Origin of the sequence: Methylovulum miyakonense HT12 (genome assembly GCF_000384075.1) — a bacterium.
GTDB lineage: Bacteria > Pseudomonadota > Gammaproteobacteria > Methylococcales > Methylomonadaceae > Methylovulum > Methylovulum miyakonense.
Window position 1 is genome coordinate 3,060,907 of the sequence record NZ_KB913025.1, and the last position, 14,706, is coordinate 3,075,612.

Here is a 14,706-nt window from a genome sequence, read left to right on the forward strand (position 1 = left end):
GTTGGTGTGTTAGGTTTGAATGGCCCGATGGTTATGTTTTATTTTCGGTTATTAGATGGTAGGTCGGTGGTGGGTTTGCGAACCCCAACATTTGCGGCTTAGATGCGTTGGTGGTTTGTTCCTCACGCCAAACCACCGCGCTGATTAATGTCAGCGATCATGACAGCAGTTAAGTCATCATGGCTAAAACTTCAAGTATTTGAAAAGGGTGTGCAGAAAGACTGCACACCTTCCTACATCCAATATTGAAATCTTCAAAATCGGCCAATCTTATATCCTCAGACCGGGCATTTTACTTTTATTTGCGCACGTAAACGCTCCAGTTCTTCCATTAAATCCAGGGCCAGAGCGATGCCCGGCAAGTTTACGCCCAAATCACGTTCCAAACTAAGGGCGGAACGGACCCGCACTAGGCTGTCCCCCGAAAAACGCCATGAATGGACTTCTCCACCATCGGGTTCAATGATGCTTTCATCGACCAAGCTGATCACCCAGTCGGTAGGGGCGCCGCAGGCATTGCACAACTGTTCTAAAGTTAACGTGTCATCCTCAATGATCGTGCCGGTGTGGATGACATAGAGATTGTTTGAGTTCATCGGTATCTACACTCCCAGAGACTGGCGTGGGTTAAAGTCAAACGCCTGCTGCAAATGTTGGTAGGCGGCTTTGGCCGCATCTGTATTGGCGGGCGGCAAGGCAATTTGCAGCACGATATAAAAATCACCGGGCGTTTTGGCGGGTAGCCCCCGGCCTGGCAAACGCAGTTTGCCGCCTTGTTTGGAATTGGGCGGCACTTTCAGGTCAACATAACCATCCGGTGTGGGCACTTTGATTTTTGCACCCAAAGCCGCTTCCCAAGGGGTGACGGGAAGGTCCAGATAGACATCGGTTTCGGAAACCCGGTAGAGCGGGTGATGGTTAAATTCAATTTCAAGGACCAGGTCACCCGCCTGTCCGCTGCCTAAGCCTGGGTTGCCTTGGCCTGCCAGCTTGATATGTTGGCCTGGCTTTATGCCTTTGGGGATTTTGACATTTAGGTTCCTGTGCTTAAGCTGCACTTGGCCTTGCGCGTTCATTTCCGGTGTGCTTAAAGAAATGGAGCGCGTCGCCCCGTGAAAACTGTCTTCCAGATCAATATGGATTTTGGCATGGCTGTCCTGCCCACGCGCATGGCCACCGTGTTGTTGCCCCGTGGCGTGGAAACCCTTTTGCCCAAACAACTGCTCGAAAAAATCGCTAAAGCTATTGGTGTCGCCGCCTTTGAATTCAAAGCCTTCATCCCAGTTGGGCGGCGGCCTGAAGTCTTGGCCGGATTTCCAATTCGCACCGAGTTGGTCATAAGCCAGCCTTTTTTCGGGATCCTTGAGGACTTCATAAGCTTCCCCCAATTCCTTGAATTTGGCTTCGGCATTGGCTTCTTTGCTGACATCGGGATGGTATTTGCGGGCCAGTTTACGGTAAGCGCGTTTGATGTCGTCCTGACTGGCATCCCGCGACAAGCCCATGACCTTATAGTAATCTTTGTATTGCATGATGGTGGTCTCTAGCCAATTACAATGAAATGCCTGTTGATAAGCCCCCTTGGGCGTAGATGGGAGGCTTACCGATAAGTAGTCAGCTTCGGGCGGTAAAGAACCCTGTTCACCTCGTATCATCCCCAACCAGCCGCCGAATCTGTTTTCTTTAAGTCCGGGCGGTATGGGAAATCATTGTAGGCCAGCTTTGGCAGTTTGCAATAGCCCTTGGGGCGGGATTTCAAAAAGGAGGGTAGCCGTCCGAAGGTGATTTACAACGGCTTATGGCCAAACGGGGTTGGTACAGCAGTTTGATAAGCCTGTTTTGCCCCTTTGCAGGGGGGGGGCTAAGTAAGCGGGCAAAAGTCTTTTAATTTGATTTTCTCCCCCCTTGTTCACCTCGAAGAAATGGTAGCTTCGTGATCTTCGTATCCTTCGTGGTTGGTACAAAATGTCAAAAGACTTCTGGACGGTTACACTTATTTTGCTGATTGGCAAGGGTTGCCAGGTAACTGGGTTTGGGCGGACGGCCATTGCCTCCATTTATGATTATGCCCGCAATTTGGCCAAAAGGGATACGGATGTGATAACCGCATCCCTGGTTCAGGCTCTGTGGCCAATCAATCTTTCTTGAATTTGGCCGCTTCTTCCGAACCGCCCGTAGCATTGCCTTTACTGTAGGAATGCGCACCGGCCCCCGCCAATTGCCCGCCTTGGACAATCAAATATTCGTCGCGGATGGGGCGGCCTTCGAAATGGCATTCGAGAATTTCGCGCGTACCCGCCGCATAACGGGTTTGTGCCGACAAACTCGTGCCGGAGATATGCGGGGTCATGCCGTGGTTGGGCATGGTGCGCCACGGATGGTCGTTCGGCGCGGGTTGCGGAAACCAGACATCACCTGCATAACCCGCCAATTGTCCACTTTCCAGCGCGTTGACTATCGCGTCACGGTCGCACAGCTTGCCGCGTGCCGTGTTAATCAAATAGGCGCCGCGTTTGAAGTTTTTCAAACTTGCTTCGTTAATCATGTGCTCGGTTTCAGGATGCAGCGGACAGTTCAACGTCACCACGTCACAGACCTTGGTCAAGCTTTCCAGGCTGGAGTGGTAAGTCAGGTTGAGTTCCTGCTCGACCGCTTCCGGCAAACGGTGGCGGTCCAGATAATGCAGCTTCACATCGAACGGTTTCAGCAAGCGCAACACCCGCAATCCAATACGTCCGGCGGCAACCGTGCCGACATGCATCGCTTCCAAATCATAAGAACGCGCCACACAGTCGGCGATATTCCAGCCACCTTTAATGACCCAGTGGTAAGACGGGAGGTAATTGCGCACCAACGCCAGCGTCATCATGACGACATGTTCGGCGACGCTGTTGCTGTTGCAGTAGGTGACTTCGGCCACGGTGATGCCGCGTTCCATGGCCGCCTGCAAATCGGTATGGTCGGAGCCGATGCCCGCCGTGACGATCATTTTCAGGTTTTTGGCCTTGGCGATACGTGCGGCGGTCATGTAAGCGGGCCAGAACGGTTGGGAAATGACGATTTCAGCATCGTGTAGTTCGTGGTCGAGAACGCTGTCGGCACCGTCTTTGCTGGACGTCACCACCAGTTGGTGACCATTAGATTCCAAATATTTACGCAGGCCCAACTCGCCGGACACGCTACCTAGCAATGCGCCGGGCTGGAAATCTATGGCTTTGGGGGTAGGCAGGGTTTGCCCATCGGGGTAACGTTCCGGTTGCGGCAAATCATCACGCGCATAAGCAGTGGGATAACCGCCGATAGGGTCGTCGTAAAGCACACAAACAATTTTAGCCATTTTATTATTACCTGAATTTTGATTGGATGGTTAGGCAGTCCGTTTTGCGGTATGCCCAAGTGTATCCCGGCCGGGTAACCGTATTGTCTGCGTTAGCGACGCGGGACGTCCAATCGTTTGCAGGTATGGCTTGATAGTTTGCGGTTATTAACGGTTTATCACATGTTGTTTGGCAAGTGCTTATGGTGTTTTGCCCACCAGAACTAATGGGGTTTTGTCCTAAAGTTAATTATTACCAGACACAAGCCGTCATTGGCAATTATTGGGAGTGGTAGGGCGGTTTCGGCCATTTTCTGCCGGTCAGTATGCCAAAATTCATGGAAATTGAGTGGCTGTTATCTGTGCTAAACCAGTCGTAGACTTGCTACCCATGATTCTAAAAAAGAATTCTGATTAATGCAATAGTTATTTTAAATCAATATGTTATATTTTTTTTAAAGCTTGGCGTGATTTTTTGAAAGTCCAGAGAGTCAGAAATCTTTACCCTAATCTCCACTTTGAGTTCCATTGCTAATTTTTATCTTTTCGAGGATATGCAGAACCCGGGAATATGCGGAGTAGCGATCTATCAACCCTTAACAATTACAGACAATCACAGCATCTAATTGAACAACTCTACACTATGGTATGTTAGAGTTTTGGCTACACCAACAGGGTGAATTCGATGAAAAGTCCGACTAAACGCCAACCGGAAGCCGTCTTTCTCCTTAACTCGCTACTCATTGCATTATTGACTGCTGTATCAGTGCGTTATGATGTTCTGGATGATCCCGAGTTTGGATTCCTACTTATTCTAATCTGGCCCATTACGCTTATCGCTTTGCTCTCAGTGCTTGCGACATCAGTAAACGCAATTATCCTAACCATTCGCACCAGCGACAAGAAGCCAATTTTAATAATCCTGTCTTGTTTGACGTTAGCCTATTTGGTATTTGTCATAGGCTCTACTGTGTTTGGCTTTGCATCCACCTTTATCGTCGTCACTGTCTCCTTCATCTATGCCGCAGTCACAGCAATGAATGTCACACTTTCTTATGGCGTTACAAACAAAAAAATACAAATGGTATTCATGGTAGCGTCTTTACTAACGGCATTGACTGGCGCCATATTATGGGATGAACAGCAAGGACGTTTCCACTTCCATTTCCATTTTAATATCGGCCCGAAATCCCAGGCTCTATTGCTCGCAGCTTACGAGGGGGATACAACGCAGGTGCAACAACTGCTTGCGGAAGATGCAAACATCAATGCCTTAGATGAAGCAGGTTTGGATGCTCTGCACATTGCTGTGCGACGCAACCATGTGGAGACTGCGCACACCCTGCTAGAGCAAGGCGCCAATCCTAATACACGGGAGAACAAAAGTGGTCACGGCAGTGTTAAGGTGGACTCGGACTATACCTTTAGGGATTCACTGAGCGGCAACCCAGTGATTGTAACGGCTGCCCAAAACGGCAATGAGAAATTGGTGCAGTTGCTTATAGACCACGGAGCCGCAGTCAACGCGACTAATAAATTCTGCGACTCAGCGCTTGACATGGCAGTACTCCATAAAAATGCCACCATGATTCAATTGCTTCTGAATGCCGGAGCAGATCCCGACCATAAAGCTAAACAACTATGCCGCTGAGCCTACATTGGGTATAGCCAAAAAAGGATGCCATGTGGAAATTACTCGCATGCTGCTACTTAACCGTGTAGCTCTGAACCTACGAAAATCGTATCAAATTTTTTATCAGCGTTATTTTAGGGTTCCGAATTACATAATCCTCAACCTATAGCTCCTGAGAACAAGTTATTGTCGTTCAGGTTGCGGCACTTCATCCAAAGGATCTGTCAGCCACTTCAACATATAATTTTTGATGTTGCTGATGTTTATGTCAGCTTTGTAGACGATAGCAGTCCGACAAACATCGCTATTGCAGCAGGCAGCTATGGGTCGCCATCCGTCGGTCAAAATTACACCAATCCATAGCTACCTATATCTGCTTTCAGATAAATTTATCCTGACTAGTTTTATTTTAACGGCCAGCGACTATGAAAATTTCATGGACACGGATTAGGGCATGGCCTTGCCGGATGCCACCCCACCCAACCATTGCCAAAATGCCGCCGCCCCTTGATAGCCAGTGTAACGGGCCACTTCCTGCTTATTTCTAAACAACACAATGGTTGGCGTGGCAAATAAGGGCTGGGTCAGCGTCCAGCCGTTTGGCGGTGTGGTTGCATGGGTGGCGACGATGGGGATGGGGTTCTTCCAATTCAACAACACCTCTTTGTCGAATAATCGGCAGTAGCCGCATTCGACCGACTCAAAGGCAATCAATTGTTCTGCGGCGTTCAGTTGGCTGTTTTGCCAACTCGGTTCGGTGGTGGCGTTTTTTCCCGTTAACGGGGTGTGGGGATTGATGCCGCTGGCGGGGTCGGCATAGGCCACGCCAGTCCCGCCCAAACCGCAATAACCCAGCGGGTTGTTCTGCAAATAATCCTGATGGTAATCTTCGGCGGCCGTGTAGTTTTTTAGCGGGGCAATTTGTGTGGTGATTGCTTCGGCGATGGCCGCTGTTTTTAAATTGCCTTGATAAATGGCGCGGGTTTTTTCCGCCATTTGGCGTTCTTCATCCGTCCGGTAAAACACGGCGCTGCGGTAATTGCTGCCCGTGTCATTGCCTTGACGGTTGCCTTGGGTGGGATTGTGGCTTTCCCAAAATTGGATCAAGACCCGCTCAAGCGTGGTTTGCTGGGGGTCGAAATAGACCTTCACCACTTCGGCATGGTTTGTTATGGCTTGGCCTTGTTGTATGGCCGCTTCGGTGTCATGCAGCGTTTCGTAGCCGGGATTGGCAATATCGCCACCCGCGTAACCGGCCTCAACATCCAAGACGCCCGCCAAAGCTTGCATACGTTTTTCCGCCCCCCAAAAACAGCCCATGCCCAAGACGATATAAGGGGTATCCGGGCCGACCTTGGTTTTGTCCAACGCAGGGTTGGCAGGGTTACCGGCCACTAAGGCCGAGTTAGGCAACAGCGCGGCGGGAAGCACTAACAGGCTTAGGGTGAGTAAGGCCCAAAATGCACGCAGCCATCTATTCATATATCTTGCTTTCAAATTCAGCTACCTATAAAGCAATTTGGGTTAATGTTGTTAGTTGCAAACGTTATACCCGTAATTGCCATTGTTGCAAATGAAACCATCTTACCTTACAGCAGCGCTTTGCCGGAGGGTAAGATGGCCAGCCGCCATCAATGAATCGAAGCGGTGTTGCAAATCCAACTGCCGGGCTATGTTCCAGGCGGCATCTTGGATGGGGGACGGCAAATCCTGGCGGCGGACGATCAGCCCTACCTCCCTTGACAGTTCCGGTGTTAAGGGCAATGCGGTGATGTCCTCATGGAGGGCGAACTGGTTCAACATGCTGTGCGGGACCACACAATATAATCCGGCGCTGCGGACATGGGCATATAAGGCGAAGATGGAATCGGTTTCCAGCATGACATTTGGGATCACGTTTGCTTCCCGAAAGGCGGCATCAATCAGGCGGCGGTTTTGCATGTTTTGGGTCAACAAACATAAAGGCAAGCTGGCAATATCGCGCCAATGCAAAGCACTTTTCAACAAACAGGGAGCAGGGTTACGGGCCAGCAGCACATAGCGTTCAAGATACAGCGGCAGGGTCTTGAAGCCTTTCAGACGGGGGTCATCCAGATAAGTCAAACCTAAGTCCAGCTCAAAATTGTCCAATTGCCGGATGAGTTCTTCGGCGGAAAGGGATAGCAATTTGATGGCGATACCGGGGTATCCGGCTTGGCAAGGTTGCGTCAATAACGGCGTGACGGGCAGCGTGGTCGGTATCGCGCCGATCCGTAACACGCCAGTCAGTTGTTGGCTGTATTGCGCCGCCGCTTGCCGCATCCCTTCCCAGTTTTGGGCTAAAATCCGCGCCCATTGCAGCACCCGTTCACCTTCTTCAGTAAAGCCCTGGAAACGTTGCCCGCGTTTGATGATAGTGACGCCAAGCTCTTCTTCAAGGTGCTGTAGCGCGGTGGACAAGGCGGGTTGGGAAACGTGGCAGGTTTGCGCCGCACGACCGAAATGGCCAGTTTTGGCAAGGGCGAGCAGATAGTGGATTTGGCGGATAAACATGCGGTGATGGCCAGTAAGGTTAAGGGTTGGGATTGCCAAAGCAAACGCCATAGAATGACAGCCCCCAATTGACCCAGGCCCATAAAAAACCAACAGCCTTGGTGGAGGTAAGGCGAATGGCCTATTTTCAGGCATTGCCGCTATCTGTATCAAATGCGACAAACCGTGTCGGGCTTGTCGGTATTTTGACACACTGAAAAGCGTTTTTATGGCCAGCCTATAAACCTATCCATCCGGTCTTGTTGGTGGTCCGCCTTATTTGTTGAACAACTGGCTAAACGCATCCAGGCCGGATTGGGGGCAATAAGAAAATGCCTGGGTTTTAGCCAAGCAATAAAGGGTGTCGCCTTCTTGTAAGTTCATCTCCCGGCAAGCCCTCAAGGTAATGCCGGCCAACCAGGTTTTGCCGCAGTCAATTTGCACCAAGATCCCGTTGCCGTGGGGTATTAAGGCGCAAATCCGTCCCTTGACTTGGTTTTGTATTGAAATGCCAGGGAGGTAAGTGCGCGACAAGGCGATTTCATGGGCGGGTATGCTGACCGTGACCCAAGAACCCATAGGCAAATCGCGGCGCAAAGGCAACACCAATTCAATGCCATAGGTTTTTGCCAGCGTGCAACCATCCATGAGGTCATGCCCGGTCACCATGGCCGGTATCTTGTTTTCGACAAGCCCCAAGCCAATTTTTTGTATCAGCTCGGCGTTTTGCAGCAGTTCCGTTATCAAGCCGACTTGGATGGCGCGGCCTTCGGCGACCACGACGATTTTGTCGCTGAATTCGACAATATCGCCCAATGCGTGGCTGGCGTAGAACAACGGCAGGTTCAGCTCGCTACGCACCCGTTTTAGGAACGGCGTCACGGAATTGGCAAAATACCCCATGGTCGCCAAGGGATCGTCCAGCAATAACAAGGCGGGCGACTTTAACAGGGCCCTTGCCAGCAAGACCCGTTGGAGCTCTCCAGTGGACAAATGCCCCATAGCTTGCCCCAATAAATGCCCGATATCGAGAAATTCGATCAGGTGTTTCGGTTTTAAGGTGCGCCGCTGCTTGAGCGTGCGTTCGTGGGCCGAAGACAGGCCATCGTTTACGGTCCCGTCGGATGGCCACCGGTCATCTTGGAGCACGGCACCGATAGGCCTTTGTTCACGGGGCACCATGATGCCTTTGCGGCTATCAAACAGGATTTTGCCATCCAACACTATCCGCCCCTCTTCCGGCATCAGGGTTCCGGCCAACAGGCCCAAGATAGTGCTCTTCCCGGCACCGGAACGTCCGATCAACCCCATGCTTTCGTCCTGTATCGACAAATCGGTGGTCAGGTCAAAATTGCCGCGCCGCATGGAGACGTTCATTTCTAGCAACATAGTATGCTCCTTTTCATTATGTGTTTAAGTAAATAACGAAATGCAAGCATTAAATGAGCCATATTTGGCCGGTTTAAAATAGCCCGATAGGTGGGGCGTTATGGTTGGCTATCCCAGGGCATAAAAATTAGGGCGGGAATGCAAACAGGGTTTGGTGACGGGTCAAATGGCCAAACCGATAGATAATGTAAGCCATATGCACTATCATGCAACAAAGTATCACGGAGATTTTTATGGCGGCATTACTCTGGCTACAAACTGGCTCTTGTGGTGGCGACACCATGTCACTCCTGTGCGCCGACAGCCCATCTTTGGAAGAGCTGGTGGATGAGTATGGCATCGAAATGCTCTGGCAGCCCTCCTTGTCCTTAGGGCCTGCCGGCAAATTGGACGCCTTGGTCGAAGCGGTCATCGCCGGCCAACAGGACTTGGACATTTTGTGCATTGAAGGCAGCATCATCACTGGCCCCAATGGTTCAGGCATGTATGACCCGTACCGGGGGCGTTCCAAAATGGGCCTGGTCCGGCAACTGGCCGAAAAGGCGCAATATGTGGTGGCTATGGGCACTTGCGCGGCATACGGCGGTGTCCATGCCGCACCACCCAACCCCACCGACTGCCTGGGTCTGCAGTTCGACAAACACTCCCCCGGAGGCCTATTGCCGGCCGGATGGCGCTCCCGCAAAGGCCTGCCCGTCATCAATCTTTCCGGTTGCCCCGCGCACCCCAATGCGATGACCAAAACCTTGGCCATGCTGGCTTTGGGGTTGGCCGTGGAACTCGACCATCTCAACCGTCCCAAAGCTTTTTTCAATACCACGGTGCACCAGGGCTGCACCCGTAACGAATACCATGAGTATGACGTGGAAGACGCCGAGTTCGGCGGCAAAGCGTGCATGTTCTTTAATCTAGGTTGCCAAGGGCCGGTCACGATGGCGGTATGCAACACCGAATTGTGGAATGGCCGCAGCAGCAAGACCCGCGCCGGTGTGCCGTGTTTCGGTTGCACGTCCCCGGATTTCCCGCTAGACCACGACTTGTTCCGCACCGAAAAAATCGGCCCTATCCCGTTACATCTGCCGCTGGGCGTTGAGCGGGCGAATTATATGGCCTACAAAAGCCTGGCCCATGAAGCGGCGCCTGAACGGGTGCTTAACAAGACCATGGATCCTTGAGCATGGCCAGAAGAACCATCCAAATCGACCTTAACCGCGTCGAAGGCGACCTGGATTTCCAACTGGAACTGGAAGGCAATACCGTCGTCGATGCCCGCTGTATCGGTTCGCTCTACAGGGGGTTCGAACAAATCCTCGTGACCCGCAAGCCTAAAGATTCGTTGGTGATCACGCCACGTATCTGCGGCATTTGTGGCACCGCGCAACTCAACGCGGCGGTGCTGGCCTTGGAACAGATCGGCCGCATCCCCGTGCCGCCCACGGCCATCCGCATCCGCAACCTGTGCCTGATGGCGGAGACGGTGCAAAGCGATTTGCGGCAATCTTTTTTATTCTTCACCGCCGATTTTTGCCATCCCAAATACAGCCAGCGTGGCTTTTATGAAACGGCACGGGCCGCGTTCTTGCCGTTCAAAGGTTCAGTCCACCGTGGCGCCCTTGAGCATTCGCGCCATATTGTCGAAATTATCGCCCTGTTTGGCGGCCAGTGGCCGCATTCGTCGTACATGCTGCCGGGTGGCGTGACCGCGCCCGCGAATAGCCGCCACATCATCGACAGCCTGTCCATCCTCAACAAATTGACCCGCTGGTTCGAACAGGATGTGATCGGGACTGGCCTGGACAACTGGCTAGCCTTAGAAACCGCCGATGACTTTTTCTCTTGGTTGGCGGCAAAAGACGCCCACTCCGACAGCGCCATCGGCCTGTTCTCGTTGATAGGCCGGGACATCGGCTTGCACCGTTTGGGCTTCGGCACACCCCACATGCTCAGCTATGGCGCTTATGACGACCCTGATGATGCGGAAACTCCCCCGCCGCAGCGCAAGCACTTGTTCAGGGCCGGTTTCCTGGATGGCGACACCGGTGAGCTTAAGCCATTCGAGCAAGCCGAAATTACCGAACATGTGCGCTATTCCTGGTTCCAGCCCTACGCAGGTGGCCGCCATCCGTTTCAGGGGCAAACCATCCCGGATTACCAGCCCCATTCTGACCGTTATACTTGGTGCAAGGCGCCCCGCTATCAAAATAAAGTCGTGCAATGCGGCCCGTTGGCCGATGCGCTTATCGACGGCGAGCCGCTGATCCGTTCCTTATACCAGCTTGAGGGCGGCAATGCCTGGCTGCGCCAGTTCGCCCGTTTACGCCGTACCGCGCGGCTGTTGCAGACAATGCGCACAACCCTGCACCAGTTGGCCGCGCATCCTGATGGCCCGCACATGGTTTCCCCCGTCGAAAAGGAAATCCCTGACGGCGAAGGCTTTGGGTTGGTGACGGCGGCGCGTGGCGCGCTAGGCCATTGGGTGCAAATCACCGATGGCGCCATTAGCCGTTATCAAGTCATCACGCCCACCGCCTGGAACGCCTCGCCCAAGGATAGCGAAGGCCGCCGCGGGCATTGGGAGAGCAGCCTGATCGGCCTGACGGTTGATGATCCCGATGACCCTGTGGAAATTGGCCATATCATCCGTTCCCACGATCCCTGCCTGGTCTGCACCGTGCATTTGCTCGATACGGGCAAACGCCTCACCGTATGGCCTTAAGTTATGGGCGGGCGCCATATCATTTGTTTTGGCAATGAGCTGCACGGGGATGACGGCTTTGGTCCCCGCATCTACACGGAGCTTTGCCAATTGGCGTGGGCCAGCGATGCCGAAGTGTTCAATGCCGGTATCGCCGGGCTTGATGCGCTAAGGTTTCTGGAGGGTTGCCGGCAGGCGATCCTGGTCGATGCGCTGGCCAACTTCGGGAAGCCGGGTGACGTTTGCCTGGTGAGGCCTGAAGAATTGGCTAACCGGCCCCAACGGCTTAGCGGCCATGGCCTGGGGCTTCCCTATTTGTTGGAGGCCTTTAAAAGCCTCCGGGGGCCAGTGCCGGAGATCCTGATCGTGGGGGTCGAAGTAACCGCTGCCAAACCCTTTTCCCCTGGCCTGTCCGCCAAAACCGAACAGGCCGTACCTACAACCCTCCAATTGATACGGAGCCTTTTGTCGGAATGAGCCGCCAAAGCCCCTATTTCCGCAATGCCATCATCGAATCGCTGAGCTTCCTCGACACGCCTGATCCCCCGCGTTGGACGGGCAAATTACGGCGGCCTGACGGGCATCAGCCTATGGATGTCCTGGTTTTTGACATTGCCGGGGAATTCCTGGCTATCCCGGCCTTATGTCCGCATGAAGGCTACCATTTGGCGCAATGCCCGCTGCTTGACGGCCACACCCTGGTTTGCCCGGCGCATAGCCTGCGCATCGACCTAAAAACGTCCGGGTTCCGTGTGGAAAAGGACGGCGACCAATTTCTGTTGCCCTTGGACGGAACTAGGCTTCCCGGAACAATTGAAAATGGACTTGGGTTTATCGCCTCCGCCAATGGTGCTAAGGGTGGCCCGGAAACCTTGGCCAAGTTACGGGAGGAAATCGAAAATCTACGGTTAGCCAATCTGAAACAGGAAAGGCAAATCCTCGTCATCACCCAAAGCATGGATGCCATGCTCAGTGAATCACAACAGCAGCAGCAAAAAATTAAAGAAAAAGCAGACCAGCAGCATAGCCTCAGCCGCTTTGTTGCCCGGGTCATGGATGCCATGGATGACCTGCTGTTCGTCATTGACACGGAAGGGCGGATCCGGCGGGTGAATACGGAAGTGGGGCGCGAGCTTGGGTTTTCCGAAGCCGAACTGTTAGGGTGCGGCATTGACGGCTTGTTGCCGCCTGCGGAACGGCAGCAGCTTGCCGGGCAATTGCCGGCCCTGCCTTGGCCCGTCCAATCCGTGCTGTTGGAAACCGTCCGGCTGCACGGGAACTACACTGGCGAGCATGGGCTGCTCGGCAAAAATGGGGATAAACCCGCAGCCATTTATTGGCTGAAAGGGGGTTTGCTGCATTCGGAACAGGGCAAACTGGAAGGCGCGGTCGTGACCGCTTTGGACATCTCCGAGCTGAAAGACCGGGAAATACGGCTGCGCTTAAGCGCCAAAGTCTTCGAGAACAGCAGCGAGGCCATTTTCATCACCGACCCGCAAGGCGTCATTTTGGATGTCAATGCCGCCTTCTGCTCAATCACGGGTTACGTGCGGCCCGAAGTGCTGGGCCAAAGCACCCGGATATTGAAATCGCACATGCACGACCCGCCGTTTTACGAACGGTTATGGCAAGCGTTATTGGGCAAGGGGGTTTGGAAAGGCGAGATATGGGACCGCCGGAAAAATGGCGAACTCTGCCCGATGCTGCTCAGCATCAATGCCGTCACCGACGAGCATGGCCTGCTTACCCATTATGTGGCGATTTCCACGGATATTAGCCACCAGAAACAAACGGAACAGGAACTCCAGCAGCTGGCGCATTACGATGTGCTCACCAGGCTACCTAACCGGTTTCTGTTCAAAGACCGGTTTGAGCAGGAAATTCTATTGGCGCGAAGCCATAACACCCGGCTCGCGTTGCTTTTTCTTGACCTGGACCATTTCAAAAATATCAACGATACCCTTGGGCATTGGGCGGGCGACTATTTATTGCAAATCATTGCCGTCCGCATCCAAAGTTGCTTACGTAAAACGGATACGGTCGCCCGTTTGGGCGGGGATGAATTCACCATCATCCTGCCCAATTTGGTCGGCATTGCCACTGCCACCGAGCTGGCCCGGAAATTGGTCGAGGCCATCTCGGAACCGGTGCAGATTAAGGACCATACCGTCTACGTTGGCATCAGCATCGGCATTGCGGTGTTTCCCGATGACGGCACCGATTTCGACACCCTGACCAAACATGCGGACACGGCGATGTATGCGTCCAAAGCCCAAGGGCGCGGCATGTTCCAATACTTCGAAACGGGCATGAATGAGGCGGCGTATCAGAGGCTGTCGCTGGAAAACGCCTTGCGGCTGGGGATAGAACGGGGGGAATTCCAACTTTATTACCAGCCCAAAGCCGCGTGTGTTTCCGGCCGGATAACGGGCGCCGAAGCCTTGGTCCGCTGGCGGCGCCCTGGTTTTGGGATGGTCCCGCCCGACCGTTTCATTACCGTCGCCGAAGAAACGGCATTGATCATTCCGCTAGGCACCTGGATACTGAAGGCCGCCTGTTTGCAGGCCCATATTTGGGCTAACAAACGGGCAGGGTTCCGGCTTGCGGTCAACCTCTCGGCCCGGCAACTGCTGGCGGATGATTTTATCGCCATCCTCGACGATATTTTGGCAGAAACCCAAACAAGGCCGGAATGGATTGAATTGGAAGTGACCGAGAGCCTGGTCATGCATGATGTCGAAAAAGCGGCCGAGCGTTTGCAACAAATCCGCCAGCGCGGCATCCAGGTCGCGATGGATGATTTCGGCACCGGCTATTCGTCTTTATCCTATCTGCAAAAATTGCCCATCCATACGCTTAAAATCGACCGTTCCTTCATCCAGGTTTATAGGGGCGACCCCGCCTCGAACGAAGCGGCATTTATCAAGACCATAGTGTCCCTCGGGAAAATCCTGGACATGAAAGTTGTCGCCGAAGGTGTGGAGACCGAATCCCAATTGCAGCTGCTGCAATCTTTCGGCTGTGACGAGATCCAGGGATATTATCTTTCGCCGCCGCTGCCTGCGGACGAGTTCCAGAGGCGTTGGATTGAACCAGCCGGGTAGGGCGGGCCATTTTTGTCCATGCGGAAGAGGGGGTCAGGGCGGGTAAGGGCGCCCTGCC

11 protein-coding genes are annotated in these 14,706 nt (G+C 53.3%); 5 read left to right on the plus strand and 6 right to left on the minus strand.

Features of this window, described 5'->3' with window-relative positions; all coding sequences use genetic code 11:
- Window positions 1-278 precede the first annotated feature (278 nt).
- The 3 genes from METMI_RS0115110 to METMI_RS0115120 form a co-directional block, all read right to left on the minus strand.
- Entirely contained in the window at window positions 279-596 is a 318-nt protein-coding gene (locus METMI_RS0115110; RefSeq protein ID WP_019867133.1) for a chaperone modulator CbpM, read from the minus strand.
- A gap of 6 nt (window positions 597-602) precedes the next feature.
- On the minus strand, window positions 603-1,532 hold the full coding sequence (locus METMI_RS0115115) for a DnaJ C-terminal domain-containing protein (protein ID WP_019867134.1): 930 nt from the start codon (window positions 1,530-1,532) through the stop codon (window positions 603-605).
- A 602-nt stretch (window positions 1,533-2,134) separates the two neighbouring features.
- Window positions 2,135-3,337: an NAD-dependent formate dehydrogenase gene (locus METMI_RS0115120; protein WP_019867135.1), complete on the minus strand. Its 1,203-nt coding sequence runs from the start codon at window positions 3,335-3,337 to the stop codon at window positions 2,135-2,137.
- Window positions 3,338-4,001: 664 nt separating this feature from the next.
- On the opposite strand from METMI_RS0115120, the gene METMI_RS0115125 reads away from it, so the two are divergent.
- Window positions 4,002-4,967, plus strand: a complete 966-nt coding sequence (locus METMI_RS0115125; protein WP_019867136.1) for an ankyrin repeat domain-containing protein — start codon at window positions 4,002-4,004, stop codon at window positions 4,965-4,967.
- Between the two features lie 429 nt (window positions 4,968-5,396).
- On the opposite strand, the gene msrA is transcribed toward METMI_RS0115125, so the two are convergent.
- The 3 genes from msrA to METMI_RS0115145 form a co-directional block, all read right to left on the minus strand.
- Entirely contained in the window at window positions 5,397-6,431 is a 1,035-nt protein-coding gene (gene msrA / locus METMI_RS0115135; RefSeq protein ID WP_019867138.1) for a peptide-methionine (S)-S-oxide reductase MsrA, read from the minus strand.
- A 102-nt stretch (window positions 6,432-6,533) separates the two neighbouring features.
- Entirely contained in the window at window positions 6,534-7,520 is a 987-nt protein-coding gene (locus METMI_RS0115140) for a LysR family transcriptional regulator (protein WP_232215234.1), read from the minus strand.
- A 216-nt stretch (window positions 7,521-7,736) separates the two neighbouring features.
- Window positions 7,737-8,849, minus strand: a complete 1,113-nt coding sequence (locus METMI_RS0115145) for an ATP-binding cassette domain-containing protein (RefSeq protein WP_019867140.1) — start codon at window positions 8,847-8,849, stop codon at window positions 7,737-7,739.
- 206 nt (window positions 8,850-9,055) lie between these two features.
- Between METMI_RS0115145 and METMI_RS0115150 the strand changes: the two genes are divergently transcribed.
- The 4 genes from METMI_RS0115150 to METMI_RS0115165 are packed head-to-tail and all read left to right on the plus strand — an operon-like array spanning window position 9,056 to window position 14,648.
- The gene (locus METMI_RS0115150) at window positions 9,056-10,024 is read left to right on the plus strand and encodes an NADH-quinone oxidoreductase subunit B family protein (RefSeq protein WP_019867141.1); all 969 of its coding nucleotides are present in this window, start codon (window positions 9,056-9,058) and stop codon (window positions 10,022-10,024) included.
- 2 nt (window positions 10,025-10,026) lie between these two features.
- Window positions 10,027-11,565, plus strand: coding sequence for a nickel-dependent hydrogenase large subunit (locus METMI_RS0115155; RefSeq protein WP_019867142.1), 1,539 nt, complete (start codon window positions 10,027-10,029; stop codon window positions 11,563-11,565).
- Between the two features lie 3 nt (window positions 11,566-11,568).
- A complete protein-coding gene (locus tag METMI_RS0115160) occupies window positions 11,569-12,021 on the plus strand; it encodes a hydrogenase maturation protease (protein ID WP_019867143.1) in 453 nt (150 codons plus the stop codon).
- Window positions 12,018-14,648 (plus strand): EAL domain-containing protein, encoded by a 2,631-nt coding sequence (locus METMI_RS0115165; RefSeq protein WP_019867144.1) that lies wholly within the window; start codon window positions 12,018-12,020, stop codon window positions 14,646-14,648. The genes METMI_RS0115160 and METMI_RS0115165 overlap by 4 nt, the downstream gene beginning before the upstream one ends.
- Window positions 14,649-14,706 lie beyond the last annotated feature (58 nt).

Excerpts from the sequence above, each read along its gene's own strand:
- METMI_RS0115165 (WP_019867144.1), top strand. The coding sequence starts at position 12,018 with ATGAGCCGCCAAAGCCCCTATTTCCGCAATGCCATCATCGAATCGCTG.
- msrA (WP_019867138.1), bottom strand. The coding sequence starts at position 6,431 with ATGAATAGATGGCTGCGTGCATTTTGGGCCTTACTCACCCTAAGCCTG.
- METMI_RS0115110 (WP_019867133.1), bottom strand. The coding sequence starts at position 596 with ATGAACTCAAACAATCTCTATGTCATCCACACCGGCACGATCATTGAG.
- METMI_RS0115160 (WP_019867143.1), top strand. The coding sequence starts at position 11,569 with ATGGGCGGGCGCCATATCATTTGTTTTGGCAATGAGCTGCACGGGGAT.
- METMI_RS0115150 (WP_019867141.1), top strand. The coding sequence starts at position 9,056 with ATGCAACAAAGTATCACGGAGATTTTTATGGCGGCATTACTCTGGCTA.
- METMI_RS0115120 (WP_019867135.1), bottom strand. The coding sequence starts at position 3,337 with ATGGCTAAAATTGTTTGTGTGCTTTACGACGACCCTATCGGCGGTTAT.
- METMI_RS0115155 (WP_019867142.1), top strand. The coding sequence starts at position 10,027 with ATGGCCAGAAGAACCATCCAAATCGACCTTAACCGCGTCGAAGGCGAC.
- METMI_RS0115145 (WP_019867140.1), bottom strand. The coding sequence starts at position 8,849 with ATGTTGCTAGAAATGAACGTCTCCATGCGGCGCGGCAATTTTGACCTG.
- METMI_RS0115115 (WP_019867134.1), bottom strand. The coding sequence starts at position 1,532 with ATGCAATACAAAGATTACTATAAGGTCATGGGCTTGTCGCGGGATGCC.
- METMI_RS0115125 (WP_019867136.1), top strand. The coding sequence starts at position 4,002 with ATGAAAAGTCCGACTAAACGCCAACCGGAAGCCGTCTTTCTCCTTAAC.